At 38.7% G+C, this 26,396-nt stretch carries 27 protein-coding genes, 2 pseudogenes and 1 riboswitch; of the genes and pseudogenes, 11 read left to right on the forward strand and 18 right to left on the reverse strand.

Going from position 1 to position 26,396, the window contains the following annotated elements; translation table 11 throughout:
• Positions 1 to 259: pseudogene (locus tag C1642_RS10165) on the forward strand (aminoacyl-tRNA hydrolase); the annotation flags it as partial.
• Positions 260 to 390: 131 nt separating this feature from the next.
• Positions 391 to 771: an aspartate 1-decarboxylase gene (panD, locus tag C1642_RS10170; protein WP_000952664.1), complete on the forward strand. Its 381-nt coding sequence runs from the start codon at positions 391 to 393 to the stop codon at positions 769 to 771.
• Positions 772 to 826: 55 nt separating this feature from the next.
• On the opposite strand, the gene C1642_RS10175 is transcribed toward panD, so the two are convergent.
• Positions 827 to 1,387 carry a GDYXXLXY domain-containing protein gene (locus tag C1642_RS10175; protein ID WP_005129476.1) on the reverse strand — a complete coding sequence of 187 codons (561 nt, stop codon included), beginning with the start codon at positions 1,385 to 1,387 and terminating at the stop codon, positions 827 to 829.
• Positions 1,387 to 3,168: a DUF2157 domain-containing protein gene (locus tag C1642_RS10180; RefSeq protein WP_103236281.1), complete on the reverse strand. Its 1,782-nt coding sequence runs from the start codon at positions 3,166 to 3,168 to the stop codon at positions 1,387 to 1,389. The genes C1642_RS10175 and C1642_RS10180 overlap by 1 nt, the downstream gene beginning before the upstream one ends.
• 177 nt (positions 3,169 to 3,345) lie before the next feature.
• Positions 3,346 to 3,496, forward strand: a riboswitch (FMN riboswitch).
• 90 nt (positions 3,497 to 3,586) lie between these two features.
• Between C1642_RS10180 and ribB the strand changes: the two genes are divergently transcribed.
• The gene (ribB, locus tag C1642_RS10185; protein ID WP_000096537.1) at positions 3,587 to 4,246 is read left to right on the forward strand and encodes a 3,4-dihydroxy-2-butanone-4-phosphate synthase; all 660 of its coding nucleotides are present in this window, start codon (positions 3,587 to 3,589) and stop codon (positions 4,244 to 4,246) included.
• 65 nt (positions 4,247 to 4,311) lie between these two features.
• Here the strand turns inward: ribB and C1642_RS10190 are convergent, their stop codons facing one another.
• Positions 4,312 to 4,986 carry an HAD-IA family hydrolase gene (locus C1642_RS10190; RefSeq protein WP_103236282.1) on the reverse strand — a complete coding sequence of 225 codons (675 nt, stop codon included), beginning with the start codon at positions 4,984 to 4,986 and terminating at the stop codon, positions 4,312 to 4,314.
• A 97-nt stretch (positions 4,987 to 5,083) separates the two neighbouring features.
• Between C1642_RS10190 and C1642_RS10195 the strand changes: the two genes are divergently transcribed.
• The gene (locus tag C1642_RS10195) at positions 5,084 to 5,851 is read left to right on the forward strand and encodes a hydroxymethylpyrimidine/phosphomethylpyrimidine kinase (RefSeq protein ID WP_001247940.1); all 768 of its coding nucleotides are present in this window, start codon (positions 5,084 to 5,086) and stop codon (positions 5,849 to 5,851) included.
• 45 nt (positions 5,852 to 5,896) lie between these two features.
• Here the strand turns inward: C1642_RS10195 and lysM are convergent, their stop codons facing one another.
• The 6 genes from lysM to C1642_RS10225 form a co-directional block, all read right to left on the reverse strand.
• The gene (gene lysM / locus C1642_RS10200; RefSeq protein WP_103236283.1) at positions 5,897 to 6,370 is read right to left on the reverse strand and encodes a peptidoglycan-binding protein LysM; all 474 of its coding nucleotides are present in this window, start codon (positions 6,368 to 6,370) and stop codon (positions 5,897 to 5,899) included.
• A gap of 189 nt (positions 6,371 to 6,559) precedes the next feature.
• Complete coding sequence (gene acpP / locus C1642_RS10205; RefSeq protein ID WP_001279871.1) at positions 6,560 to 6,796, reverse strand: acyl carrier protein; 237 nt, start codon at positions 6,794 to 6,796, stop codon at positions 6,560 to 6,562.
• An 84-nt stretch (positions 6,797 to 6,880) separates the two neighbouring features.
• The gene (gene fabG / locus C1642_RS10210) at positions 6,881 to 7,615 is read right to left on the reverse strand and encodes a 3-oxoacyl-ACP reductase FabG (protein ID WP_000191300.1); all 735 of its coding nucleotides are present in this window, start codon (positions 7,613 to 7,615) and stop codon (positions 6,881 to 6,883) included.
• Entirely contained in the window at positions 7,612 to 8,598 is a 987-nt protein-coding gene (gene fabD / locus C1642_RS10215; protein ID WP_001274814.1) for an ACP S-malonyltransferase, read from the reverse strand. The genes fabG and fabD overlap by 4 nt, the downstream gene beginning before the upstream one ends.
• A 152-nt stretch (positions 8,599 to 8,750) precedes the next feature.
• Entirely contained in the window at positions 8,751 to 8,936 is a 186-nt protein-coding gene (rpmF, locus tag C1642_RS10220; RefSeq protein WP_000290730.1) for a 50S ribosomal protein L32, read from the reverse strand.
• Between the two features lie 74 nt (positions 8,937 to 9,010).
• Entirely contained in the window at positions 9,011 to 9,571 is a 561-nt protein-coding gene (locus C1642_RS10225) for a YceD family protein (protein ID WP_001275712.1), read from the reverse strand.
• Between the two features lie 96 nt (positions 9,572 to 9,667).
• Here C1642_RS10225 and C1642_RS10230 point away from each other — a divergent pair, with 96 nt between their 5' ends.
• The 5 genes and pseudogenes from C1642_RS10230 (at position 9,668) to rluB (ending at position 13,610) form a co-directional block, all read left to right on the forward strand.
• Positions 9,668 to 10,330 (forward strand): elongation factor P hydroxylase, encoded by a 663-nt coding sequence (locus C1642_RS10230; protein ID WP_000550441.1) that lies wholly within the window; start codon positions 9,668 to 9,670, stop codon positions 10,328 to 10,330.
• An 89-nt stretch (positions 10,331 to 10,419) separates the two neighbouring features.
• Positions 10,420 to 11,032 (forward strand): annotated as a pseudogene (locus C1642_RS10235) (L-threonylcarbamoyladenylate synthase).
• A gap of 228 nt (positions 11,033 to 11,260) precedes the next feature.
• Positions 11,261 to 12,052, forward strand: coding sequence for a segregation and condensation protein A (locus tag C1642_RS10240; protein ID WP_213064272.1), 792 nt, complete (start codon positions 11,261 to 11,263; stop codon positions 12,050 to 12,052).
• Positions 12,049 to 12,645, forward strand: a complete 597-nt coding sequence (scpB, locus tag C1642_RS10245) for an SMC-Scp complex subunit ScpB (RefSeq protein ID WP_000093856.1) — start codon at positions 12,049 to 12,051, stop codon at positions 12,643 to 12,645. Before C1642_RS10240 ends, scpB begins: the two co-directional genes overlap by 4 nt.
• Before the next feature lie 41 nt (positions 12,646 to 12,686).
• Positions 12,687 to 13,610: a 23S rRNA pseudouridine(2605) synthase RluB gene (gene rluB / locus C1642_RS10250; RefSeq protein ID WP_001291249.1), complete on the forward strand. Its 924-nt coding sequence runs from the start codon at positions 12,687 to 12,689 to the stop codon at positions 13,608 to 13,610.
• A gap of 51 nt (positions 13,611 to 13,661) precedes the next feature.
• Here rluB and bioD read toward each other — a convergent pair whose 3' ends face one another.
• The 5 genes from bioD to C1642_RS10275 all read right to left on the reverse strand — a co-directional run bounded on the left by bioD (position 13,662) and on the right by C1642_RS10275 (position 18,329).
• Positions 13,662 to 14,318 (reverse strand): dethiobiotin synthase, encoded by a 657-nt coding sequence (bioD, locus tag C1642_RS10255; RefSeq protein ID WP_000016600.1) that lies wholly within the window; start codon positions 14,316 to 14,318, stop codon positions 13,662 to 13,664.
• Positions 14,319 to 15,068 carry a malonyl-ACP O-methyltransferase BioC gene (gene bioC, locus C1642_RS10260; RefSeq protein WP_000055872.1) on the reverse strand — a complete coding sequence of 250 codons (750 nt, stop codon included), beginning with the start codon at positions 15,066 to 15,068 and terminating at the stop codon, positions 14,319 to 14,321.
• Positions 15,065 to 16,222: an 8-amino-7-oxononanoate synthase gene (locus C1642_RS10265; RefSeq protein ID WP_000054324.1), complete on the reverse strand. Its 1,158-nt coding sequence runs from the start codon at positions 16,220 to 16,222 to the stop codon at positions 15,065 to 15,067. Before C1642_RS10265 ends, bioC begins: the two co-directional genes overlap by 4 nt.
• 1 nt (position 16,223) lies before the next feature.
• On the reverse strand, positions 16,224 to 17,504 hold the full coding sequence (gene bioA, locus C1642_RS10270) for an adenosylmethionine--8-amino-7-oxononanoate transaminase (RefSeq protein WP_000131443.1): 1,281 nt from the start codon (positions 17,502 to 17,504) through the stop codon (positions 16,224 to 16,226).
• Positions 17,505 to 17,594: 90 nt separating this feature from the next.
• Positions 17,595 to 18,329, reverse strand: coding sequence for a hydrolase (locus tag C1642_RS10275; RefSeq protein ID WP_103236285.1), 735 nt, complete (start codon positions 18,327 to 18,329; stop codon positions 17,595 to 17,597).
• A 355-nt stretch (positions 18,330 to 18,684) separates the two neighbouring features.
• Between C1642_RS10275 and otsB the strand changes: the two genes are divergently transcribed.
• Together otsB and C1642_RS10285 are read left to right on the forward strand one after the other, a co-directional pair.
• On the forward strand, positions 18,685 to 19,536 hold the full coding sequence (gene otsB / locus C1642_RS10280; RefSeq protein WP_032009331.1) for a trehalose-phosphatase: 852 nt from the start codon (positions 18,685 to 18,687) through the stop codon (positions 19,534 to 19,536).
• A complete protein-coding gene (locus tag C1642_RS10285) occupies positions 19,524 to 20,954 on the forward strand; it encodes an alpha,alpha-trehalose-phosphate synthase (UDP-forming) (protein WP_000040111.1) in 1,431 nt (476 codons plus the stop codon). The genes otsB and C1642_RS10285 overlap by 13 nt, the downstream gene beginning before the upstream one ends.
• Before the next feature lie 67 nt (positions 20,955 to 21,021).
• Here C1642_RS10285 and C1642_RS10290 read toward each other — a convergent pair whose 3' ends face one another.
• The 4 genes from C1642_RS10290 to C1642_RS10305 form a co-directional block, all read right to left on the reverse strand.
• Positions 21,022 to 22,215 carry an MFS transporter gene (locus C1642_RS10290; RefSeq protein ID WP_103236310.1) on the reverse strand — a complete coding sequence of 398 codons (1,194 nt, stop codon included), beginning with the start codon at positions 22,213 to 22,215 and terminating at the stop codon, positions 21,022 to 21,024.
• A gap of 294 nt (positions 22,216 to 22,509) precedes the next feature.
• Positions 22,510 to 22,974 carry a heteropolymeric bacterioferritin subunit Ftn gene (ftn, locus tag C1642_RS10295; protein ID WP_001214863.1) on the reverse strand — a complete coding sequence of 155 codons (465 nt, stop codon included), beginning with the start codon at positions 22,972 to 22,974 and terminating at the stop codon, positions 22,510 to 22,512.
• A gap of 253 nt (positions 22,975 to 23,227) precedes the next feature.
• The gene (ligA, locus tag C1642_RS10300; RefSeq protein WP_001018835.1) at positions 23,228 to 25,264 is read right to left on the reverse strand and encodes an NAD-dependent DNA ligase LigA; all 2,037 of its coding nucleotides are present in this window, start codon (positions 25,262 to 25,264) and stop codon (positions 23,228 to 23,230) included.
• A gap of 94 nt (positions 25,265 to 25,358) precedes the next feature.
• Complete coding sequence (locus C1642_RS10305) at positions 25,359 to 26,396, reverse strand: cell division protein ZipA C-terminal FtsZ-binding domain-containing protein (RefSeq protein WP_103236286.1); 1,038 nt, start codon at positions 26,394 to 26,396, stop codon at positions 25,359 to 25,361.

The following is a 26,396-nucleotide window of genomic DNA, read 5'->3' on the forward strand; positions in this document are numbered from 1 at the left end:
AGGCGGTGGACACGGCGGTCATAACGGTTTACGTGATATTGTCCCGCATATTGGCCCAAATTTTCATCGTTTACGTATTGGTATTGGACATCCCGGCTCAAAAGAAAGAGTTTCTGGACATGTGCTCGGGAAAGCACCAAGTAGTGAACAAAGCCTGATGGATGGAGCAATTGATCATGCTCTCTCTAAAGTAAAGTTACTTGTTCAAGGGCAAGTACCACAGGCCATGAATCAAATTAATGCGTATAAACCAGCTTAAATTGTTGAACAATCAAGCTTGCTATCTTGCTTTTTTAGGAGCAAAATGCGCATCAGCCACCTAGCCGGCGGCAAAGGCGAAAGATTTCACCATAAGATCTTCATCTTAGATCTACTCAGGAGACGCTAGCCATGCTATCTCGTTTATTAAAATGCAAAATTCACCGTGCAGTTGTAACCCATGCTGAACTTCACTATGAAGGTTCTTGTGCAATTGATGGCGTATTGATGGACTTAGCTGGTATTCGTGAATACGAAGAAATCCACGTTTGGAACGTAACTAATGGCAAGCGCTTCACAACTTACGCAATTCGTGGTGAAGATAACTCTGGCATTATTTCAGTAAATGGCGGCGCTGCTCACCAAGCAGATGTGGGCGATTTAGTTATTATTGCTACTTTTGGTGATTTCACAGAAGCTGAAGCAAATGCCCATAAACCACGCTTGGTATATGCGAACCCAGATAACACAGTCAATCACACAGCGAACTGTATTCCTGTGCAAGTTGCCTAATTAAAGATTTAAAAATAATAAAAAGCCCGTAAATACGGGCTTTTTTTATAAGACTTTATAAACTTCTGGCAGTTCCCTTCCACCAGCTCTGTTGCTGCTTACAATTTAGAGACTGTAGCTCTTCTCCACGTAAATCAAATAAAATCGCCTCTCCTTTTGCATTTACCTTAAATTCAGCATATTTCGCTTTCTCATAGCAATGAGCTAAGCCTTCGGCAAATAAGAAACTGCGAGAAGCTGGGTACAAAGATTGATAGTGATTGTCCGGATTTTTTAAAATTAAATTCTGCTCATTAGATAAAGAGTTAGGGTCTAAAATAGTACGGATTACTCGATTTCGTGAATCTAAAATAACTTTTGCTGGAACAGAAGCATGATTAAAAATCACCTGATCTAAAGCTTCACTTTCACTTCCTGTCAGAGCTTTGAGAGATTGTAAATTTAATTCATAAGCCAGCGCCATGTAGTCCCCTTGTAAAATAGAACGAGGATCAACTGGTTTCAGCTTAATAAAAATACTTTTACTTTGATGCAAGTGCCATTCATTTTTCATGACTAAACCTGCAAAAAATAATACAGTGACTACTGCAAGCATAAGAGAGAAATGCTTTTTCATTACTTTCCCTCCTCAATAAAATTAATTTTAGCTTCTTTCATAAGTAGCCCATATAGAGCCAGCAATATAATGCCTGACACCAAGATTGATGCACTTTTAGCTAAAAAACTTAATTGTAAACTGTAATAAAGTTGCCAAAGCACAAAGGCAAATACTACGAGCGTAACACCATAAACAATGCGATCTTTATTTTTTAAAGCCCATGTCAAAATAACAAATAAGATGAATACTTCAAAATAGCCGAGTGCAATAAGTAATATGCCAAAAACTAAAAAGGCAAAAAAAGTTATACCGTGAAGTTGTCGATAGAGATAGAAAAAACTAAAGCATAATAACCATACGCACGGCAATGCATAAAGGAACCATAGTGAGTGATCAGCCGAATCAACAAGTGCTACTCCTATAAAGGTATCAAAGAATGAACTCACCAAAATTACAACGAGCGTACTTAAGAAGATACTCCGCTTATACGATACGACCGCTTTACTTCCTATCAGTAGTACCGAGCTAAAAACCAAATAGTTAAGTAAGACTAAATTTAAATAAGTCAGAGTAGAGTTTAAAGACCATAATGAATGATCCATTTGTAGTAGATAGATTACTGCTATACCATAAGTTGCAAGCATTTGAATTAAAATAAAGAACCAATGAGGCTTAAGGCAATAACTGATACATAAAATAAAGATCTGGGCAATTAATACCCATAAAATTTGATCTGTTTCAGAACCAAGATGGAATAAAAAAGCAGTCTGTCCACTCACAAATAAACAATATGCAAACTGCCGGATGAAATAACTTTGCGATTTTGTTAGTAAAGTTATAGCTACAGCAACAAAGATGATTCCAATAATTAAGGAAATAGTCTCCCAAAACACCAAAGTAAATGCTGCAAGCGCTAGACCAGCAAGCCAAGCACCAATTGCCAAAGGAATGATATAAAAACGGCTTTGACGGAAAATCTTGATTAAGAAATAACTAATGAGTGCAAACCAAGTAAAAATAATCCCCGCGATCAATAAAAAGATGAACTCATTAGAATCTTTAAATAGTTGATTAATACCATCCACAAGCCATATGGTAGCCGTCACACCAAGAACAGCAGCCATTAAACTGGCACACAACTGATCATCTTTATTAAAAAAATAATAAAAAGCGATGATTCCTAGAAAAAAAGCCGAGATCAGATAAGGTAAATTTTCACTTGATAGGAATTGAATCATTCCTGTTATTGAAATAACAGCAAACCAAGCAATAAAAATAAAACGTAAAGCCGTATATTTCTTTTGACAGATCCAAAACTGCACAAGACTTAATAGATTTAGAGCAAAAAGATAAAGATAGGGAAACTTTTCTGCCCAGAAAGTCTGTTTAAAAAATAAAAATAGGGTGAGTTGGCTTGTAATACAAATTAAAGCAAAGATTCCAATATTTGGTCGATATAGCCACGGCAATAAAAGCAAAGTCCAAATCAAGAAAAGTAAATAACTGTCTGCACCAGTTTGATAAACTTGCCCAATTACAGCCAAACTCAAACCGACCATTAAGCCGCAGATGCCATGTAAAGTTTGCCTTACTCCTTCACTTAAAATTTTCTTGACACTCACCCAAGCTGTTATAAGTAATATAACAGGTGGAATAATGAGTTGAATGCTATCTGGAAGCATCAACCAATTAGCAGCAATTAAGTACAGAATACTGAGCGCCATAAATACATAACTGAAAATATGGAGATGCTGAATAAATAAAGTATTCCTAAAAGGATAATAATCTCTTATCTGCATGAAACACCGGTTTTACTTATAATTTTCTAGAAAAAAACATAACACTCACTTTTAAGCTCAACAAGTAAGCTCTTGTTAAAAAGACTATTTCAATTTATGAAAATACTTATTCATAAAGAGACTTAGCATTCTACAAAAGCATCTAGCCAATTTTGCCAAGCGCGCTATAATAAAACCCATCGCTTCAGGGCGGGGTGTAATTCCCCACCGGTGGTAAAGTTAATTTTTATTGTTAAATTAACAAGCCCACGAGCTTAAATTATGTAATTTGAGCAGATTTGGTGAAACTCCAAAGCCGACGGTATAGTCCGGATGAAAGAAGACGACGAACTGAAATAAATCCATTTTATTTCAGTGCCAGCCTGTTTTTGCATCAGTCCTGAAATGTTCAACCGTATTCTTACGAGAGCGTTTCATTATGTCTAGTTTAATTCAACCAGAACTTTTTTTCTCAGCCCTCTCTCCTGCTGAGCAACGCATCCAACAAGCATTAGAAGATATCCGTCAAGGCAAACCTGTCTTGGTGATGGATGACTTCGACCGTGAAAATGAAGCAGATTTAATTGTTGCAGCGGAAACCCTAACTGTTGAGACCATGGCACGTATGATTCGTGATGGCTCAGGTATTGTATGTTTATGCCTTACTGAAGAGTTAGCTGATCATCTTGAACTTCCACCAATGGTTTCTCAAAACTCAAGTCAGTTTCATACTGCATTTACAGTGACTATTGAAGCTGCTCAAGGCGTTACCACTGGTGTTTCTGCTAAAGACCGTGTAACCACAATTAAAACTGCTATTAAAGATGGTGCTGTTGCAAGTGATCTTAACCGTCCAGGCCATGTTTTCCCATTACGCGCACGTAATGGTGGCGTGCTTACCCGTCGAGGTCATACGGAGGGGACTATTGATCTAGCAAGATTAGCTGGTTTAAAACCTGCTGGAGTATTATGTGAATTAACCAATCCGGATGGGACAATGGCATCAGGAATTCAAGTTTTAGCATATGCTCAAACTCATCATTTAACCGTGATTACAATTGAAGAGCTTGTACAATATCGTCAACAACACGGTATTTAAAAATAAATAAAAAGGTTTGACTTGTTCACTTGCAGGTCAAACCTCTAAATTATAATTCTTGAAATTTAAGAAACTTTCTTTTGTGCGGCCTGTTCTTCAACATAATCTAAAAGTTCAGAAAATTTTGTAATCTTTGCTTTAGGTTGTGCTTGAGTAAGTTCTTCTGGTGTCCCATAACCATAAGTCACAGCTACCGCTTCAATACCATTATGACGGGCGCCTAAAACATCATATTGACGATCACCCACCATCAAGCATTCTTCTGGGTTTAATTGCTCATGTTCAAGAATATAATGGATAAGCTCAGCTTTATTGGTCCGTTCACCCGTTAATTCACTACCGTAAATTTGTACAAAATATTGGCTTAAATCAAAATGATCTAAAATTCGTTTTGCATAAATCGTTGGTTTAGCAGTAGCAACGAACAAACGATACCCTTCTGCTTTTAAGGCCTTAAGTGTTTCCGCAACAGATGGGTATACTTCATTTTCAAATAAACCAATCACCGAGAAACGCTCACGGTAAGCAAGTAAAGCTTGCTCAGCTAGTGCATCATCTTGAGTAGCTAATAATTTTGCTAATGACGCTTTTAAAGGTGGGCCAATCGTCCAATCAATATTTAAATCGGCAGCTAATGGATAACCTAACTTATCCATTGCATAACGAATTGATGTATGGATACCAACTTTAGGGTCTGTTAAGGTTCCATCTAAATCAATCAAAATATGTTTTATAGCCATTCAATCACTAACCCAGTAAAGTATTTAATTCAATTGGTCGAGAGTTTAATTAAACTCTCTTATACTAACGTAAATTTAAATTGAAAAGGAAATAACCGTGCGTCCAACCGTACTTTGTTTCTCGGGTTTAGACCCTTCAGGTGGTGCAGGTTTACAAGCCGATATTGAAGCGATTGGACAAAGTGGTGCACATGCAGCAATTGCATGTACAGCCCTCACCATTCAGAATTCTCAACAAGTATTTGGCTTTGAAGCAACCTCAAAAGAACTATTATTAGCCCAAGCAAATGCTGTTGTAGGCGATTTACCCATTAAATGTGTTAAGTCTGGCATGCTAGGCACTACTGATAATATTGCGGCTCTAGCCGAATTTTTACGTGCTCATCCTGACTATCAATATGTACTTGATCCTGTTTTAGTTGCAAACAGTGGCGGTTCGTTAGGAGACCAAGCAACTTTAGTTAAAGCATTTGTGGAGCTTATTCCTCTAGCGACACTCATTACTCCAAATACAGTTGAATTGCGCGCTTTAACAGGCGTTACCGATTTAGATCAAGCAACCCAAAAGTTATTTGAAATGGGTGCCAAGGCCGTATTGGTGAAAGGTGGACATGAAGACACACCTGACTTTATTAAAAATAGTTTATATATTGATGGCGAGCTTGCAGCAAGTAGTACATGTCCGCGCCTTGAAGGTGAATATCATGGCTCAGGTTGTTCATTAGCGAGTTTTATTGCAGGTCGTTTAGCTCTAGGTGACTCTTTAAAAATTGCAGTTCAACATGCAGAAACATGGTTATTTGGTGTGTTAAAAAATGCTGAAACACCTGTACCCAATGGACAAAAGATTCCAAAACGGTTTTAACCAATAAATAAAAAAGGCGCTTTAAGCGCCTTTTTTATATTCCTATTATTGAGGAATACGTAAAACTTGTCCTGGAAAAATCTCATCTGGATCTTTCAGCATTGGTTTATTCGCTTCAAAGATTTTTTGATATTGATTGGCATCACCATAAAATTCTTTTGCAATCTTTGAAAGATTATCACCAGATTTCACTGTATAAAATTTGCTTTCTGGCTCAGGAGTTACAACAGTCATCTGGTCATCTACTTGTGCCACATGATCTACATTACCCACAATAAGAATGATTTTTTCTTTATCTGCTTGGCTTTGGACTTGCCCTTTAATAATAGCAGTGTCAGTTGAGCCATTATATGTTACAGATAAGCCTTCCACCCCAAGGCCTAAGCTTTTAATCAATCCCAATAATTTATTCGCAATTTCTTGTGCAGAAGGTTCTGCTGGTGTTGCTGGAGCTGCTTGTGGTTCTGCTGGTGCGGTATTTTTCTTACCAATACCTTTTACAAAATCAAAAAGACCCATTATTTAGTCCTCATATTATTGTTTATAGTAAAGTCATTAAACTGACCCTTATTGTTATACTTGAAAAAAGAGACACCTCTGCTATCAATTGAGGTTGATCTTGTAAAAATATGTATCTCATCAATTATCTTACTCGTATAAAAAAAGCCACCTTACGGTGGCCTTCTTTTTTAATCAGCAATATGCGAATTAACCAAGTTTTTTAGTTACATAGTCAATTGCAGATTGAACTGTAGTGATTTCGTTTGAATCTTCATCAGGGATAGTGATGTCGAAGTCATTTTCGAAAGACATAACAAGTTCAACTAAATCTAAAGAGTCAGCACCCAAGTCATCCATGAAAGATGCTTCGTTTTTAATCTCTTCAGCTTTAAGACCAAGTTGTTCTGCAACCGCTTGTTTAACGCGTTGTTCGATATCGCTCACAGGAATTCTCCTCATTGCTTGTGGCGTTTGATTTGCCACTAGTTTAATTGAATATAAAAATTTTTAAAAGTTTATACATCGGCGTTAGGCCATGTATAAACCACCATTTACATGTAATACCGTACCGGTAATGTAACCTGCTTTATCACTTGCAAGGAAACTCACCGCATTTGCGATATCTTGTGGCTCGCCTAAGCGATTTAAAGCCACTTGATCACTCATTTTTTTGCGAATGTCTTCACTAAGTGCATCTGTCATTTCTGTTGCAATAAAACCTGGTGCCACACTGTTTACAGTGATTTGGCGGCTACCCATCTCTTTTGCAAGACTACGGCTAAATGCTTCAATACCTGCTTTAGCAGCAGAATAGTTCGCTTGGCCTGGGTTTGCAAAGTGAGCTACAACAGAACTGATATTAATAATGCGACCAAAACGTGCTTTCGTCATACCCTTAAGTACACGTTTAGATAAACGATAAACGGCTTTAAGGTGGATATTGAGGATGTCATCCCAATCATCTTCCGACATACGAAGCAACAAATTGTCTTTCGTAATACCTGCATTGTTAACGAGAACAAGTACAGGACCATAGTTCTGTTCAATATGAGACACGACTGCTTCAATCTCATCGAGATTACGCACATCGAGAGCCAAACCTGCACCTTGTTCACCAAAGCTATCAGTTAGCTTTTGTGCACCAGATTCAGAAGTCGCAGTACCTACGACAAAATAACCGTCTTGAATAAGTTGCTGGGCAATTGCAGCGCCAATGCCCCGACTCGCGCCCGTTACTAATGCAACTTTGCGTTCTTGTGTCATGCAATTTTTCCTTCTGCCACTAAAACAGCATTTAGGGCATCTTCCATTTTGCTCTTACTATCAATAGAAAAAGCTTTTTCAATATTTGGTAAACGCTTTGCGAGATTACTCAATACTGTACCTGGACCACACTCAACAATGTACTGAATACCTTGGTCTTGTAGAGACTGCATGGTACGTGTCCATTGTACAGACTGGTACAATTGTGCTGTTAAAGCCTGACGTAATTGAGCAACATCGGTAGCAATTCCCGCGTTGACATTTTGTATTACAGGAATGGTAGGTAGCTCAATGGCAGTTTGTTCCAAAGCTTCTGCAAATTTTTCTGCTGCCGGCTTCATCAATGAACAATGTGATGGAACAGAAACCGGTAAAGCAATTGCTTTAGCAGATTGTTCTTTTGCCAATGCCATAACTTGCTGTACAGATGCAGTACTACCAGCAATCACAACTTGACCTTGTGAATTATAGTTTGCTGCTTCAACTGAACCTTGGCCTAATGCAGACACGCTCTGGCACAATTCAACTACTTTATCATCAGCTAAACCAAGAATAGCAGCCATAGCGCCTTCCCCTTGAGGAACAGCATTTTGCATGAGTTTTCCACGCAAATTAACTAACTTAACTGCATCCGCCAAACTCATTGAACCTGCTGCAACTAAAGCGCTGTATTCACCTAAAGAGTGACCTGCAAGGTATTTAGGGGCTAAACCACCTAAATCTAACCATAAACGCCATAAAGCAATACTGGCAGTTAATAATACAGGCTGGGTATTTTCTGTTTGGTCTAAACCTTCACCACTTTGTGCAATGTGCCAAAGATCAAATCCTAGCGCGTCTGAAGCTTCGGCAAAAGTTTGCCCAACTCCACTAAACTGTTCTGCGAGTTCAGCGAGCATACCAACTTTTTGTGAACCTTGACCTGGAAACACAAAGGCAGTTTTTGTGGCTAAAGCTACTTGTTCAAGACGTTTAGCAGACATAAGAAATCCTTTTTGGGTTTTCACTCATTTCTCTGGAGCGGAAATTTAACATTTAATTTGTATATTTATAATTGCGAAAAACAACAAAAAAAGGGAGCTTTCGCTCCCATTTTTTCTATACTTAAGCATCACGCTTAATGCATATCATGCAATTATTCAGCATCAGCTGCTTTAGCGAATAATTGGCGACCACGGTAGAAACCGTCTTTAGTCACGTGGTGACGACGATGAGTTTCACCAGTTGCTTGGTCTACTGTTAATGCATTCTCGGTTAAAGCGTCATGTGAACGGCGCATGTCACGGCGAGAGCGACTTTTACGGTTTTGCTGAACGGCCATGATGGCTCCTTACAAAGATCGAAAAAATGGATCAGAACAAATTCAGTTGTCTTATCCCATAATCATAACACAAATTATGAGTTAAGTTTACCTTTCAAACCTGCCAAAACATCAAACGGATTATCCCGTTTCTCTTCGACAACGTTCTGAATGGTAGGTTGATGTTTATGTTCACAAGCATCATGCTTGGGAGATAAAGGCATCAACAATAACAGTTCATCTTCTAGTAATGCGAGTAAGTTGATCGAGGCAGGTGTATCAAAATCACCTTTTGTCGAAGACTCACTTTCACCTAAAACGATGAAATCAGCATCCTCATCCAAGCGCTCTATCAGTGACTCATCATCTACAAGTGCAATATGAAAGTCAGAAACAATTGGCATTTCAACAGGTTCCAAACAACGTTGGCACTCCATTGGAACTTTTGTTTCCATGTGACCATCTAACCACACAATGCGATGATAGGCATCCATTGATAGCTTACAGTCTATGTTGATCAATTGGTTATCAATTGACCCAACAGCTTCACGAGCAATACGAGCAAAGCGAGACAATGGCAGTTGACCTGACCATGTAAAGCCTTGTTCAGCCCATTTAAACGGCTCAATCTGTGCCGGAAAGGTATTTGCTGACATAATTAAGGCGGCAATTCTACAAATTCATCGGTACTCTGTCAAAGATTAAGATACAATTTTGTACTTCTTTAGACAGAACTCGGGGTAAATTAAGCAATGCACCTGTTGCAGCCGCAACCTGAAGTTAACACTTCATTACTCGTTTGCACCCATTCAACCCACCAGAACCCTCTTTTACCTGACGTGGTGCAACTCTCACCATGGCCAAGCTCAAAATTAGAGTCTGAGCAAGTTGATTGGCTTATTTTACACTTTAATCACTGGTTTTCCCACCATAATGTGACATTAGTTCGTGGAGAATTTGAACCAGAATATTTCCCAGCGAATGAGCATGAACCAGCAAAAATTCAATTTGCTCATGGTTTTTTTAATAGTGCTCTTCACGAAATTAGCCATTGGACAATTGCAGGTGCAAAACGTCGCCTATTACCCGATTTAGGTTATTGGTATGCGCCAGATGGCAGAACTAAAGAACAGCAAGATTTATTTGAACAAGTAGAAATCAAACCTCAAGCCATTGAATGGTTATTTGCACAGTCTTTTGGCAGAAAATTCAGAGTCTCGCTAGATAACCTTACGGGCGATGGTGGAGATGGCAGAAAGTTTAAAGATAATGTTTATGCCCAAGTTCAACGTTACTTTTCTGGTGAAGCAAAGCTGCCTGCCGATGCAGCAAGATTCATTGAATGTATTTGCCAATGTACGCGAGCAGGTGCAGCATTACAATTAAATGAATTTAAACGTGAACTCCTTGATTAAATGACAAAAAAACTACGTAAGTTACTTGCTTCATAAGTTTGAAAGGTCTAATACTATTTTTAATAATGGCGTGATGGAGTCTCTAAAATATGTTGCATTTACATGTACATCCTGAAAATCCACAGCAACGCCTCATTGAACAAGCGGTTGAGCGTATTCGTGCCGGAGATGTTGTGGTCTACCCTACCGATGCTGCCTATGCAATCGGATGCCAGATTGGTAATAAAAATGCGATGGAACGGATTGCCCAGATTCGTGGTTTAGGTCCTAAACATCAATATGCAATTATGTGTTGCGATTTATCAGATATCGCGACTTATGCCAAAGTTGATAATGCGACGTACCGTTTATTAAAGGCAAATACACCCGCCATCACCACTTTTATTTTACCGGCAACCAGTGAAGTTCCACGTAGGTTAATGCACCCTAAAAACGATTGGTCTACGTATTCCGAGTAATCCAATTTGTCAGGCTTTATTAAAAGAGCTCGGTGAACCTTTACTCACCAGTACATTAATTTTACCGGGGCAAGAAGATCCACTAGATGATCCTTACGATATTGAAAATCAATTAGCTAAGCGTATTGATGTCTTTATTGATGGTGGTTTTGGTACTTTAACAACCACGAGTATTGTTGATTTATCAGGTGAACATCCTGAAATTATTCGTCGTGGTGTCGGTGATGTAAGTGCTTTTGAATAAGCACTTACTTTTCATTTTTTACCAATAGTTTAAAAAAAAGCATTATCAAGAAAAAAAATACTCTTTATTTAGTTTGGATTTTTTTTACACTTTAGTCGTTAAGCAATTTATTAAAAGTCACAATTCCTTTAGAATGCTTCTCACTATCTGCTGTTCTTCTGCTACAGCTCTTATTGACTTGAAAAACAAGTCTCATGCTTTTGAAAATTCGCGTGGCTTATAATCGTAATGAACCAATCACTTCATCAATCCATGGAAGACGTTCCACACATCCGTGTTTTAGATGAGTGGCACGATACGATTCCTGAGGATCTTTATATTCCTCCAGCTGCCTTTGAGATTTTGCTCGAACAGTTTGAAGGACCGCTCGACTTTTTAATTTATCTGATTCAAAAAAACGGTTTTGATCTCATCCAGCTTGATATTGCTCCTATTGCAACTCAATATTTGGCTTATATGGATAGTATGAAATCCTTAAACATTGAGCTGACTGCCGACTATATGGTCATGGCTGCTTTATTAGCTGATTTGAAATCTCGCTTACTTTTACCTAAGCCTACTGTCGTAAGCATCGAAAAAGATCCTAAACAGGATCTTATTGATCGACTCGAAACTTATTTACGCATTAAACAAGCCGCTGAACGTTTAGGCCAAATGCCAGTTCTTGACCGTGATACATTCAGTGCCAATGTAAGCTTAGGTCATATTGCACCTGTTTATGAAGGTTATGATGTTTCAGCATTACACGATGCTTTGTTCTGTGTATTTAACCGTCCGGAACCTGTAACACACACAATTGCGCAAGAGCCTGTACTGTTAGAAGAACGTATTGCTTATATTGAAGAGAAATTAGATTCAGGCGACGTGTTAAGTTTTAAAGAATTACTTAATCCCCAACAAGGCCGTATGGGAATGGTTGTAACTTTTATGGCTGTTTTAGAATTGACCCGACAACAAAAGATTAAGATTATTGCTACAGGAGTTGAAGCTCCACTAGCTATTCAAGGGTCTTCAATATGAGCAGTTTTGAACAAAATAATAATGATTTGTCATTAGCCGATATTCATCATGAAGTTTTATTACAGCTTGAAGCCATTATTTTTGCGAGTGAAGCGCCTGTCTCAATTGCCCGTTTAAAAGAAGCATTTAATAATCAATATAACAAACAACAGCTTCGTCAGCTTTTACAACAGCTTGCCCTTTTACAACATGGCCGTTCCATTGAGTTGATTGAAACTGCGCAGGGCTTTCGTTTTCAGGTAAGATCCAAATATCGCAATATCATTGCGCAGATTTGGCCAGAGCGACCAACAAAACTGTCACCATCATTACTAGAAACGTTGGCTGTCATTGCGTATCATCAACCGGTCACACGTGCTGATATTGAACAAATTCGTGGTGTATCTAATAATAGTCAGATTCTCAGAACGCTATTTGACTGGAACTGGATTAAAGAAGCCGGTTTTAGAGATTTACCCGGAAGACCTGCGTTGCTAATTACAACGCCTCAATTTCTGAATGCTTTTGGTCTAGCCTCTCTAGGCCAATTGCCTCCCCTGCAGAACGCCAAGGAAGCATTTATGGCTCTCGATGCAAATGCACCGAAGTCATAAAGAGGTGGACTGTTGATCATTATGTCTAAGGTTGTGCTGTCATGAGTGAAAAATTGCAAAAAGTATTAGCGCGAATCGGATTAGGTTCTCGCCGATATATGGAAGAGGTTATTGCCGCAGGACGCGTGAGTGTGAACGGCCGCGTTGCCCAAGTTGGCGAGCGCATTGAACCAGGCGATGAATTACGCATTGATGGCCGTAAAGTTCAGTTCCAGATCGAAGATGAAATTCGTCGTCGTGTACTGATTTATTATAAACCAGAGGGTGAAATCTGTTCACGTAATGACCCTGAAAAGCGTCCAACCGTATTTGATCATTTACCACAAATTGCAAATGACCGTTGGGTAATGGTAGGCCGTCTAGATATTAACAGTACAGGTTTATTACTTTTTACAAACGATGGCGAGCTTGCTAACCGCTTAATGCACCCATCTAATGAAATTGAACGTGAATACGCTGTACGTGTAATGGGTGAAGTAACACCACAATTACGTCAAAACATGGTCAACGGTGTAGAGCTTGAAGATGGCCCTGCCAAATTCGAATCTTTCTCTGAAATTGGTGGTGAAGGTATTAACCGCTGGTATCAAGTTGTAGTGAAAGAAGGCCGTAACCGTGAAGTACGACGTATTTTTGAATCACAAGGCCTTAAAGTAAGCCGCTTATTGCGTACTCGTTACGGTACAGTCATTTTACCGCGCGAATTACGTACTGGTCGCTGGATGGAACTCGACAAAACTGACATCGACAACTTGGCAAAATCTGTTGAGTTAAAACCACGTCAAGGTACAGGCTTATTTGGTATGGCAAAACGTCGCACCGAACGTATGACAGAAAAGCCAATGGCAGCACGCCGTGGTGGTTACTTACGTCAGCAACGTCGTGATGATGAAAAAGAAGCGCCAGCTAACACAGGTAATCAGCGCAAATCGACTGGTTTTAACCGTGGATTTAAAAAGTTCTAAGTAAAGCTTTTAAATCAAAAAACCGCTCAATTTAGAGCGGTTTTTTATGGCCTAATTTTTTAATTCATTCATTTTTGCTAATTCAATCCATTCAGCTTCAGGGAAATGAATGGCTAAATAGTCCTTCAAATAATTTGAAGTATCTTGAGAGATTAATGGATCTTTTGATTCATCTTTTAGGTTGTAAACCAAAGCTTTTAATTTCAGACCACGTGACTTAAGTGCCTCGAGACTAAGCAATGTATGGTTAATACTCCCCAAACGACCAGACGTCACCAAAATAACAGGAAACTGATGCTGAGCAACGTAATCAATAGTAAGTAAACTGGTGGTTAAGGGTACCATTAAGCCACCTGCACCTTCTAACAATACAATTTCAAAACGTTCAGCCAATGTTTGAGTCGCATTCTCAATTTTTTGAAAATCGATCTCTCGGTTATCAAGACGCGTTGCTAAATGAGGTGAAGCAGGATAACTAAAGATTTCCGGCATAGTCAGCTTGTCATGATCTTCCTGAAACCAACCTTGCCCCATAATTTCACGATGCTTCTGGATATCCTCTGAGATATCAGCATTACCTGTCTGAATAAGTTTTTGGGTAATTACTTTTTTACCCTGCTCAGTCCATAATTTTGCTAAGAAACCTGTCGCGTAGGTTTTACCAATTTCGGTATCAATCCCACTCACAAAATAGATCTGGCCACTCATTTACTTCATTCTCCGGGCAATACAATAAATCGGGTGATATGTTAGGGAGTACCCCTCGGTGTGCTTAAACCGGTCATAATCTTGATAAAACTGCTGTAAAGATTGCTTAGTCCAACGATGCTGAGCAGTTGCCGTTACACCTGTTGCTTTTAAATGCTGCAACACAGCTTTAGGCGAATCGAAATAAAGCTGAGTTTCTGACTGTGCCAAATGCAAAATCTCAAAACCAGCCTGAGTTAAGGCACTATTCCAATTTTCAAGATTCCAATAATTTAAACCTTGCCCAGTTAGCTCTTTAATTTCAATGAGGTTTTTAGGACCAAATGTTGAAAAGCATAGCCAGCCTTGCTCATTTAAAGCAGCATAGCAATGTTGAAGTAGCCGTGGTAAATCTTGCATCCATTGCAAAGCTGAACCGGAAACAATCATATCAAGCTGCTGAGGGAATTCTAAGGTTTCAACGTCTCCAATTAACCATTTCACATGTTCTTCATGATTAAAGTGCTGTTGCACCTCTGCATACAAATCATTTAAAACTAAATTTTCAATTTGAAAAGATTCAACAAGCAGACGAGTTAAATTGCCAGAACCACAACCAATTTCAAAGACACGTGACATTGCGCTTGGACAAAATTGCTTTAGTAAGTTCGTTAAGTTTTGGCAAATTTGTTTTTGGACAATTGCATGCTTTGAATAGCTTTGCCCTGCTTTAGCAAAACGTTGGGCAACCAAATTTTTATTCAAACTCACAGGAAACTCACCAATGCTTCAAGTTCATGTTGCTCAACCATTGATGTTAAGGAAATGCGCAAACGCGAACTATTTTTAGGTACTGTTGGTGGACGTACAGGCATGGCATAAAAACCGCTTTCCTGAACCTGTTTCGCCTTATCGATAGCAGCCTGACTTTCTCCCACAATCACTGGAATAATATGGCTGGTCGATGGACTCACATACCCCTTTTGCACCACTGCTTGTTGAAGATATTGGCTAATATTTTTTAAATGTTCACGTTGAGATTGAGCCATTAATACTTTTTTAAAAATAAAATTTGCCCATGCCATAACAATCGGAGGTTGAGCGGTACTAAAAATAAGCGGACGCATTTTATTAATGAGATAATCTTTAATAATTGGATGGCAAATAATATAACCACCGACTGCTGCTAGCGCTTTACCCAAGGTACCAACTAGAAAATCAATTTCCTGAATTACATTATATTGTTCGGCACATCCTAAACCTTGCTGTCCACGTACGCCAATTGAATGCGCTTCATCGACATATAACATGGTTTTAGCAAAGCGTTTTTTAAGCTGGACTAAAGCGGTTAAATCTGTTTCATCGCCATCCATACTAAAAATACTTTCCGTGACCACAATAATTCGTTCAATCTGGTCATCATCATGATACTTTTGTAGAAGTTGCTCTAAATGCTGTAAATCATTATGTCGATAGCGCACATACTGGGCACCAGACAAACGGATCCCATCAATCATACTGGCATGAACTAACTTATCTGCCAGAATTAAAGTTTTACTATCAGCAACAGCGGGCAAAATACCAATATTCATATGGTAGCCACTATTAAATAATAGAGCCGCCCGACCACCAAATGCTTGGCTTAGGCTATTTTCCAACTGTTCATATTCATCAAAATTGCCCGTTAATAAACGTGAAGATGAAGAACTAAAATAGCTGCGTTCTAATGGATAGCAATCTAAAAATTCTTGGCGAAGATCAATATCAGCTGCCAACCCAAGATAGTCATTTGAAGCTAAGTTGAGCATCGTTTTATTTTGAATCGTAATAAAACGGCCATGCTGCACATTTTGGGTAAATTGTCTGAAATTACCTTGTCGTTTTAACTCATCTAACTCTGTAGCAAAATGATCGAGCAATGACATCTTAATGTGCCCCCTGCATCGTTTTAACTACTTCAACCAACTGTTCGAGCAAGCCACTTAACTCTTGTTGAGTGATGACATAAGGCGGCATGACATAAACTAATTTTCCAAAAGGACGAATCCAGATTCCACGCTCTACAAATTGTTGCTGTAAAGTTTTCATATCGACATTAAAGGTGAGTTCTACTACACCAATCGCCCCGAGCACTCTTACATCAGCAACATAATCAAGCTGGCTTAAAGGCATTAAATATTGGCTAAGCTGTTGCTCAATTCGCTTAATATTGGCCTGCCAATCTTGCTCAATTAATAATTGCGTACTTTTTAAAGCAACGGCACAAGCGAGTGGATTGGCCATAAAAGTTGGGCCGTGCATAAATACCCCAGCCTCACCGCGACTAATGGTTTCTGCTACATGCTTTGTCGTTAAGGTCGCAGACAAAGTCATATAACCGCCTGTTAACCCTTTACCTAGGCACATAATATCTGGCTCAACTTGTGCATGTTCCCAAGCGAAAAGCTTACCGGTACGACCAAAACCAGTGGCAATTTCATCAAAAATTAATAACAGATGATATTGTTCACAAAGCGCTTTAGCCTGACGTAAATATTCAGGGTGATAAAAGCGCATGCCTCCTGCACCTTGGACAATCGGCTCAATAATAAGTGCAGCAAGGTTTTCATGATTTTGCTGAATAGCTTGCTCTAACTCGGCAATATCTTCTCGGTTCCACTCCTCATGAAATTTGGTTTGCGGAGCTGCTACAAAAAGACGGTTCGGTAAGCTGGTACCAAAAATCTGATGCATGCCTGTCACTGGATCACAAACAGACATCGCATTCCATGTATCACCGTGATAACCAGAACGTGTAGTAATAAAATTTGTTTTTTGTGGCTGGCCTTGTGCTGTCCAGAATTGCACAGCCATTTTCAAAGCAACTTCAACGGCAACGGAACCTGAGTCTGCATAAAAAATTTTATCGAGACTCGGCGGTGTAATTTTTAAAAGAATTTTGCCAAGTTCAATAGCAGGATCATGAGTTAAACCGCCAAACATGATATGAGACATATTTTGTAGCTGGTCGGTCACTGCCTGATTAAGTTCAGGGTGGTTATAGCCATGAATTGCACACCACCAAGATGACATACCATCAATTAAAGTTCTACCATCATCAAGTTCAATCGTTGCTCCATAGGCACGCTTCACTTTAAATGTGGGTAAAGGTTGGGTCATTGAAGTATATGGATGCCAAATATGTTCCAAATCAAAATTATCGGTCATCCTCTATACCTTTTTACAGCAATCAAATCTTTCATTTAGCACATGTTAAACCTGTTAAGAATGAAAGAAAATTGCGAGATCAATCAAAGCTTATGAACTTTGCTGATGAATTGTTAAAAATTGGCAGATTTCTTCAATTGTTCTTTCTACCTGTAAGTAGGGAAAAGCATGTGTAGCATCTTTTATTAGCTTATAACTCATATTTTCTGTCGCTATATCTTTAAAATTTTCCATAATCTTGCAAGGAATGACATTATCTTGTTCAGCAAACAGGTGAAGCTGTCGTCCCGGATAGTTTTTCAAGTTATCTACCAAATTTAGCTGCTCAAGCATTTGCAAACCTTCTAACAACAGTTTATTTGAGGGCGGATTTGCTATGTTTTGTACACTAAGCCAATCTTGTTTTGCCTGAGATGAGCCAAGTGTAATTAAATAATAAAAACGTTTTAAAGTAGCTTGGGGATTCTGTAAAAAGGATGCTTTAAATTGACTAAATACATCAGCAGGCATAGCAGTATGCCACGAGGTATTAGCCACAAAACAAGGATTCGACGCGAGCGTAATTAACGTTTTAGTTTGGCCCGTTTGTTTATAAAAAAAGTCAACCAGATATGTTGCTAACTGTCCACCTAAAGACCAACCTACAACCACATCAATATCAGTTAAAAAATCAAGCTGCTCGTGAAAGTCACAACCTAAAACATTAAAAATATTAATAAGTTGCGTGTCATACCCAGCTTTCGTTAAACCTAATTTTAACGAGTGCAAAGGTTCTATTCCTACTCCCCAACCTGTAATCAATAAAATTTTATTTTGTAACTTCATATGCACGCTCAAAGACAAATTTATGGAAATTATATATTAATATCAATTTAAAATATCTTTTAAAATCAATATAAAAATCGAATTCAAAAAAGTAAAATCAACTATTTAGGGCTGTTAAATATTCTGAAATATATTGATAAATAAGGCCTAAAATATTTATATGAAATATACAAAAATTTAATTATCTAAACATTGAAGCAAATCAAAAAACAACATAATCCACACTTCACCCATAAATCCATTATGCAATGTAATTAATGTTAATACTTATGTTTTTTTATTAAAAAAAATGACTCATCAATTCATTTTAATGTTAGAAGATTAAATATTGATCAAAAAATATGGGCAGGCAAATATGAACAATCAAAGTATAATATCAGATGGGAGAGAAAAATATACATATTTTGTTACACCCAATGATATTATAAATACCTTACCTACAGATAAAAATTATTGTTTATTTCTGGATATTGATGGAACATTAGCTCCATTTCAAATTCATCCTGAGCATAGTTTTATTCCAAATACCACCTTAGAAGTTATAAAAAAAATTATTGAATTAAATATACCGGTGATTGCTGTAACAGGACGTGATGTTGAAACAGCAAGTAAGCTACTTCAGTCTATTGAATTACCTATAGCGGGCTTACATGGTTTAGATATTTATTTTGATTCTGATACTTATATTCGCCCAGATTTAAGCGATATTAATTTTCAAAAATTAAAAGAAGATATTATAAATTCTTGTGAAAAATATCCCGATTTATTAATTGAGGATAAAGGACATTCTATTGCTTTACATTATCGAAAAAACCCGGAATTAGAAGATAATGCAATTTATATTATGCAACAGATTAAATATTTTTATCCTCAATTAAAATTAAATAGAGGAAAATTTGTCGTTGAATTATTACCTAAACAGGCAGATAAAGGTAAAGCAATACAAACAATATTAAATCATCTTAATTTACCGTTAATTCATCCCATATTTATAGGAGATGATTTAACGGATGAAACAGGTTTCATTTTTATTAACCAACAGTTTGGCACTTCAATTAAAGTAGGTTCTGGTGAAACAGAAGCTCAATATAGATTAAAAGATATTAATAGTGTTTCTAATTTTCTTTTTTTCTTCCTAGAAAAAATAAAAAAGTTATACGTCAAAAATAGTCAAGATCAGAATGGAGAACAAATATGTCTAAATTAATCGTGTTATCGAATCGAATTAGTATGCCATCGGGTAAGGCTTCAGCAGGTGGCCTTGCAGTAGCTGTACAAGACGCATTAAATGATAGTAACGGCATTTGGTTAGGCTGGAATGGTCAGCAAATTACCGATACTGAAGCGCCTGAATTCGATCAGGCATATTCTCATGGGATCGACTACATTACCTGCCCTCTTACACATCAGCAATATGCACAGTACTACTGTGGTTTTGCTAATAAAGTATTATGGCCAGCCATGCATGATCGGGATGACCTGATCGAATATAATGCAGAAGAATATAATACCTACCAAAAGGTCAATCGTTTATTTGCTGAAAAATTACAGCAGATTGCTCAGCCCGATGATCTTATTTGGGTGCATGACTATCACTTTTTCAGCGTAGCTCGTCATTGCCGTGAATTAGGTATGCAAAATAAAATCGGTTTCTTTTTGCATATCCCTTTCGCAAGCTTAAATATCTGGCGCAAGATCCCAGTTGCACTACAGTTGGTCCAAGATCTTTGCCAATATGATGTGATTGGTTTACAAACTCAAACCGATCAGAACACCTGTATGCAAACCTGTATGGGCTTACTTGAAGCTCAAAAAATACTAAGCGACAGAATCAGTTATAAAAAACGTCAAATCTTGATTAAGTCCTATCCTATCGGTGTTCAGCCAGAGCTTATTCAGCGCCAAGCACAACAGGTCTTTCATACCCCATACGTATTTAACTTTGAAGATATACCACGTCAAAAAACAATTATTGGGGTTGACCGGATTGATTATTCAAAAGGTCTACTTGAACGTTTCAATGCTTTTGCAACTTTCCTTGAAACTAATCCTGAATATCATGGATTGGTACGTCATCTTCAAGTTGCAACGCCTTCACGTACAGATATTCCAGCCTATCAACGCTTATACCAACGCTTTAAGGCCAAATTAGAACTGATTAATGAAGAGTTTGCTCATGAAGATTGGCGGCCTATCGATTGTTGCTTCGACACAGTTCAACATGACAGCTTGATGCATATTTATCGTCGTTCTGACATTTGCTGGATTAGCTCATTACGTGATGGTATGAATTTGGTCGCAAAAGAATATATTGCGGCTCAAGATCCAGAGAACCCAGGTGTGCTGATTTTATCTAAATATGCCGGTGCTGCTGAACAAATGACTCAAGCATTGATTGTTGATCCATTAGATAGAGCAGCCATGATGGATTCTTTAAAAACGGCTCTAGAGATGTCAAAAGCTGAACGTATTAATCGTTATGAACAGTTAATAGAAGGTTTGGCAGCTACTGACCTGAGTGATTGGCGAAATAATTTCTTGAAGGATTTAGAAAATTCTCCGACATTCACAAAGTCTAAGTTGTCCTTACAAGAAAAGTATCAACCCACTTACCATGTCTTATAATAATTTAAGCTTAGGGAACATCGAGGATGTTTTTCTCGATGTTCCGCGGCTGGTAAGCAAGCTTAAATTAATTTGCCTTCACAAGAGTAAAGCGATTGAGTATAGCAATCATGGTTAATAAAACCGCCACTCCTGATAAGACGGTGGTTAGGCTAGTCCACTGGCCAATCAAACCAATTAAGGCTGGGCCACTTAATGAACCTGTATAAGCAATCGTTGACACTAAAGACAGTGCCGCTGCTTTAGGCATATCATTTTGGCGTCCAACACGAGAGAACATGACTGGTACAATATTAGAACAGCCTAAACCTAAAAGTGCATAACCCAATACGACAACTTGCCAAACAGGTGCCATCACAATAGTGACCATAGCAAGAGCAGCGACAATTGCACTATAAGTCACAATAGTTTTCTCACCCCACTGTTTTAACAAGATATGCCCTGCAAAACGACCACTTGTCATACTAAGCGCGAAGAAAGTATAAGCCAGCCCAGCAAAGGCAGGATTAAGCTGGTATTTACTGGTTAAATAAATACCACCCCAATCCATTGCCGCACCTTCTGACAAAAAGGCAATAAAACACATCATCCCAATCAAAAGGATCGTACCGTTCGGACGTGAAGATTTTTTAGGCGCGTCAGTTATTTCCGCTGCACCTTGTTCATCTTGCTCAAATGTTGTTAAGGCAGATGGAATGGCAACAAAGCTCACCACCAATAAAACCATGACTACAGACAATGTGCTCATGAGTGGTGAAAGGCCAATTGCTAATAGTGCAGTGACAAGCATGGCACCGATTAAACCGCCAAGGCTACACATACCATGAAAACTAGACATGAGCGCACGTAAGCTGTGCTTTTCCACCACAACTGCTTGTAAATTAATAGCAACGCCAAGACTACCTGCTGCCGTACCAAAAATGAATAACGCTACAGCCATCGATACAAGACTATGCCAGATCGTTAAACTTGGTAGTAATACCATCAAGAGTATGGTCGCCACAGCAATTAATGGACGACATCCCCAACGCTTAACTAAAGCCCCAGTCGCAGGCATAGCAATCATTGAGCCGATTCCCATACAAAGCAGCAATAAACCAAAATTTGCATGATTTAGGTTTAAACGTTGCTGAGCATACGGAATAAGTGGTGCCCATGCAGATATCGCAAAGCCCAAGCTAAAAAAGCTAAGACGAGTTGCTAATCGTTGTGTACTTAAGAGAGTAGCTGTATCTAAAACAGCAGGTTTGGAAAATAACATATACGCGAAGCTCACCATAAAACCATTGGCGATCCATACCAACCGATTCCCCATAGAAAAACCCTTGCCTCATTAAATTTCTAGGCAAGGGTTTTTGTTGGCGAAATTATATCCAATTCCACAAAAAAAACATGGGGTCTGATACAAATTTTCTGACTTTTTTGTAACTGCCAAAGCCTTATGTAGTAAGGCTTTGAATATATTCAATTTGGCAGAATTAACATTTAAATGGTGACTTCATTTTATTAAAATGAGCCAATGAAAAACCCAGCCTAAGCTGGGTTTTTCAAGTCATTAAATTTGAGACTGGATATAATTTTGTAGGCCAATCAGTTCAATTAAACGCAACTGTTTTTCAAGCCAATAAGTATGGTCTTCTTCAGTATCTGATAATTGTTGACGTAACATGTCACGACTGATGTAGTCGCCTTTTTCTTCACAAAGTTTAATACCTGTCGCTAATTTTTCACGCACATGATATTCAAGTGCTAAATCAGCTTTTAAGCAAGATACAACGTCTGTACCAACATTGATATCTTCACGATGCATGTTTGGTTTGGCACCTAAAAATAATACACGACGAATAATCGCATCGGCGTGAGACGCTTCTTCTTGCATCTCATGGTCAATACGTTCATAAATCTTGTTTAAGCCCCAATCTTCATACATACGAGAATGGATTAAATATTGATCACGGGCAGCCAACTCTCCGCCAATGAGCATATTTAAATAGTCTATGACTTCTGGATTGCCACGCATAATAAATCTCCTATCGTATGAGTCTATTATGGGCAAACTTAAAAATGATTGCAAAACAAAAAATAGTTAAGTTTATGATTTTTATCAAATTAAAATGAGAAACATACGCATTTGCAGTTTAAGTTATTTAAATTTCCTTTGCAAAAAGAAACGCTTGTCCGATTTATAAGCTCAGACAAGCGTTCAAATATAGCAAAAACCATCAATTTATAAATTTGTAACTAAAATCAATGGTTCTTATTTCGCTAACCTTTTAGCTCAAAGTTTGCCCATAGCCTGCCATGAGTGATAAGAAATCTGTTTCATTCATGACGGGAATACCTAACTTCGCAGCTTTTTCTAATTTTGAACCCGCCTTCTCACCAGCAACTACACATTTTGTTTTGCTAGAAACACTCCCACTTACTCGTGCACCTAATGCTTGTAGCATTTGAGTGGCCTGATCACGGGTCATTTGTTCTAATGTACCTGTAAGTACCCAGCTTTCACCATTTAAAGGTTGACGCGTTGGTGCTGTTGGTGCATCCCAATGAATTCCTGCGGCAATTAAACGATCGAGTACTTCAATGTTATGCGGTGCCAAGAAAAAGTCAGCAATCCACTCTGCTGTAATATCCCCTACATCTGGGGTTTTCTTTAAAGCTTCTACATTCGCAGCTTTAAGTGCCTCTAGCGTCTGAAATGTATTTGCTAACATTCTAGCCGTTGTTTCACCTACTCCACGAATACCTAATGCATAAATAAAACGTGCTAGAGTTGTTTTCTTACTTGCTTCAATCGCATCTATTAGGTTCTGTACTGACTTTTCTCCCATTTTTTCGATGCCCAAGAGAGTTTCTCTGTGCTCATGCAAATGGTAAATATCAGCAACATCTTTAAGTAAATCGAGACGTAATAAAGATTCTACCCAACGATCTCCCAAGCCCTCGATATCCATCGCTTTACGCGATACAAAGTGACGAATGGCTTCAATACGCTGTGCGGCACAATATAAACCGCCTGAACAACGTGCGAGAGCCTCACCTTCAGGCATCACTACAGGCGAAGCACATACTGGGCAGGACTCTGGTAAATGAACAACTTCTGCTTCAGCAGGACGGAACTCCGGCCAAACTTTTTCTACTTTAGGAATCACGTCACCCGTACGATATACACTTACCGTATCGCCAATGCGTACATCCAGACGATGAATTTCCCCAATATTATGCAACGTTACGTTAGAAACAGTCACACCACCCACAAAAACAGGGTTTAAGCGTGCTACAGGGGTCAAAGTCCCTGTACGCCCTACTTGCCAGTCAATCTGCTCAACTGTAGTTAATGCAGCTTGTGCCGGGAATTTATAAGCAGTTGCCCAGCGTGGTTCACGACTTAAGAAACCAAGCTGCTGTTGTTGTTTTAGGTCATCAACCTTCACCACCATGCCATCAATTTCAACTTGCAAGTTTGGACGTTCTTGCTGAATTTGCTCATAGCGCTGCTGTACTTCTTGAATTGAATTACACAAGTACTGACGCTCAGCAATTTGGAACCCAAGTTCCGTTAACCATTGCAAGCTATCATGCATGGTTGTTAGGCCATGATTTGGTTCACACTGTGCAATCCCATACGCATAAAATGCCAAAGGTCGAGCAGCAGCAATATTTGGATCAAGTTGTCTTAAACTTCCAGCGGCTGCATTTCGAGGGTTAGCGAAGGTTTTTTCTCCCTTTGCTTCTTGGTCAGCATTGAGTTTTTCAAAACCAGACTTTGGCATCAATACTTCACCACGTACTTCAAGTAGACGAGGTATTTCATATTTTTCTGAATGCAGAACTTTAGGTAAGTTACGAATGGTTTTAACGTTTTGAGTAATGTCTTCCCCCGTTTCGCCATCCCCACGGGTTACACCGCGAACAAGTACACCATTTTCATACCATAGTGAAATCGCAAGGCCGTCGAGTTTTAACTCAACTTCATATTGTACTTTCTGGTTCGGAAGTCGCTCTTCTACACGGCGTGCAAATGCAAATAAGTCTTCTTGGTTAAATACATTACCAAGTGAAAGCATTGGCACCACATGTGTCACACTCTCAAATTTTGAAAGCGCTTGACCACCTACTTTTGTTGTTGGTGAGTCGGCTTGTACAAATTCCGGATATTGTTCTTCTAAAGCTTTTAACTGATGAAATAAATGATCGTATTCACTGTCCGAGATTGTCGGCTGATCCATGACATAGTAGGCATGGTTATGCTTTGCAATCAATTGAATAAGCTGACGCATCTGTTCGATCACGGAAGTTATTGCCATTATTTTCTTCACCATAAAAAAGGGTGGAAATTTCTCCACCCTGAGCTGCGACTAGATATATTACAATTATCGCAACCTATACCAAAAATTTAAACTAGGCTGTTGCCTGTGCTGGACGATAATCAATCACATGATGGCGCCAATGTTCTTTTAACTGTGGCGTAAATTCAAGGTTATTTTCATCATAAACCTTACCATCAATTTCACGAGCAATAAGGCCTGCAATACTGGTCATCATGTCAAAACCGGTAACAGCTTTGCTGTTTGGAAGTGCAAGGAAAAATGCTAAACCTTGAACTTGCTCAGTCGATAAAGTTTCTAAATCGAAACCAGCAGGACCATTATCAGTCATACGCAATACAGAGAACATCAATGCACTCGGCTCATCGGTATTTTCATAGCGGTGGAAACAAGACATTTCACCGTAACGTAGACCATATTTCAAAAGCACTTTCAGTGCTTTATCACCCGATAACGCACGGCGCGGATTTGGATATACATTTAATGCGATAATCTGCTCAGCCATTGCTAACGCACTTTCGTCATCAAAACGCTGCTGCTCATGTAAATGTACATCAAGAATGTTGCTTTCACCTTCAAACTCAGCAATTTCAGCAGTTTCGATATTTGGATTTAAGCTTAATTCCGGCTCAGTTTTCGGTTGCCCTTCTGCAACTTTTGGTTCTGATGAGCTTGTAGCTTCTGGTTCAGCAGAAACGGTGTCAGTTAACTCAACTGAACTATTTTCACTTACAGTTGGGCTAACAGTATTTTCTTCAGCTTTAACTTCTTCTACTTCTACTGGCGTATTTTCAACGGGTACTTGTGTCTGGACTGTTTGAGCTTGTGAAGCCTGTTCTAGTTCTTTTGTTCCCTTTTCTTCTGACTGTGCTGGCTCGCTTAAAGTTGGTTCCACTCGTTCAGCAACGGCTGCTGACGCAACAGTAACTTCTGGCTGTTCAAGTTGATCTCGTACATGACGAGGGATAACCGGTTGATTACTTTCAGGATTAATATGCAAATCACTGTCTAGCGAGGGTTCAGCATGGTTCGGCTTTTTTAAAATCATTCTTAAGCCAATTAGCATGATAATAATGGCAACAACGATGCCAATAATCGTATTGATTTCCAT

Source organism: Acinetobacter sp. AKBS16 (assembly GCF_002899995.1).
Taxonomy (GTDB): domain Bacteria; phylum Pseudomonadota; class Gammaproteobacteria; order Pseudomonadales; family Moraxellaceae; genus Acinetobacter; species Acinetobacter baumannii.

Coding starts and splice junctions, on each gene's coding strand:
- panD (WP_000952664.1), top strand. CDS start 391: ATGCTATCTCGTTTATTAAAATGCAAAATTCACCGTGCAGTTGTAACC.
- C1642_RS10175 (WP_005129476.1), bottom strand. CDS start 1,387: ATGAAAAAGCATTTCTCTCTTATGCTTGCAGTAGTCACTGTATTATTT.
- C1642_RS10180 (WP_103236281.1), bottom strand. CDS start 3,168: ATGCAGATAAGAGATTATTATCCTTTTAGGAATACTTTATTTATTCAG.
- ribB (WP_000096537.1), top strand. CDS start 3,587: ATGTCTAGTTTAATTCAACCAGAACTTTTTTTCTCAGCCCTCTCTCCT.
- C1642_RS10190 (WP_103236282.1), bottom strand. CDS start 4,986: ATGGCTATAAAACATATTTTGATTGATTTAGATGGAACCTTAACAGAC.
- lysM (WP_103236283.1), bottom strand. CDS start 6,370: ATGGGTCTTTTTGATTTTGTAAAAGGTATTGGTAAGAAAAATACCGCA.
- fabG (WP_000191300.1), bottom strand. CDS start 7,615: ATGACACAAGAACGCAAAGTTGCATTAGTAACGGGCGCGAGTCGGGGC.
- fabD (WP_001274814.1), bottom strand. CDS start 8,598: ATGTCTGCTAAACGTCTTGAACAAGTAGCTTTAGCCACAAAAACTGCC.
- rpmF (WP_000290730.1), bottom strand. CDS start 8,936: ATGGCCGTTCAGCAAAACCGTAAAAGTCGCTCTCGCCGTGACATGCGC.
- C1642_RS10225 (WP_001275712.1), bottom strand. CDS start 9,571: ATGTCAGCAAATACCTTTCCGGCACAGATTGAGCCGTTTAAATGGGCT.
- C1642_RS10230 (WP_000550441.1), top strand. CDS start 9,668: ATGCACCTGTTGCAGCCGCAACCTGAAGTTAACACTTCATTACTCGTT.
- C1642_RS10240 (WP_213064272.1), top strand. CDS start 11,261: ATGAACCAATCACTTCATCAATCCATGGAAGACGTTCCACACATCCGT.
- scpB (WP_000093856.1), top strand. CDS start 12,049: ATGAGCAGTTTTGAACAAAATAATAATGATTTGTCATTAGCCGATATT.
- rluB (WP_001291249.1), top strand. CDS start 12,687: ATGAGTGAAAAATTGCAAAAAGTATTAGCGCGAATCGGATTAGGTTCT.
- bioD (WP_000016600.1), bottom strand. CDS start 14,318: ATGAGTGGCCAGATCTATTTTGTGAGTGGGATTGATACCGAAATTGGT.
- C1642_RS10265 (WP_000054324.1), bottom strand. CDS start 16,222: ATGTCATTGCTCGATCATTTTGCTACAGAGTTAGATGAGTTAAAACGA.
- bioA (WP_000131443.1), bottom strand. CDS start 17,504: ATGACCGATAATTTTGATTTGGAACATATTTGGCATCCATATACTTCA.
- C1642_RS10275 (WP_103236285.1), bottom strand. CDS start 18,329: ATGAAGTTACAAAATAAAATTTTATTGATTACAGGTTGGGGAGTAGGA.
- otsB (WP_032009331.1), top strand. CDS start 18,685: ATGAACAATCAAAGTATAATATCAGATGGGAGAGAAAAATATACATAT.
- C1642_RS10285 (WP_000040111.1), top strand. CDS start 19,524: ATGTCTAAATTAATCGTGTTATCGAATCGAATTAGTATGCCATCGGGT.
- C1642_RS10290 (WP_103236310.1), bottom strand. CDS start 22,215: ATGTTATTTTCCAAACCTGCTGTTTTAGATACAGCTACTCTCTTAAGT.
- ftn (WP_001214863.1), bottom strand. CDS start 22,974: ATGCGTGGCAATCCAGAAGTCATAGACTATTTAAATATGCTCATTGGC.
- ligA (WP_001018835.1), bottom strand. CDS start 25,264: ATGGCAATAACTTCCGTGATCGAACAGATGCGTCAGCTTATTCAATTG.
- C1642_RS10305 (WP_103236286.1), bottom strand. CDS start 26,396: ATGGAAATCAATACGATTATTGGCATCGTTGTTGCCATTATTATCATG.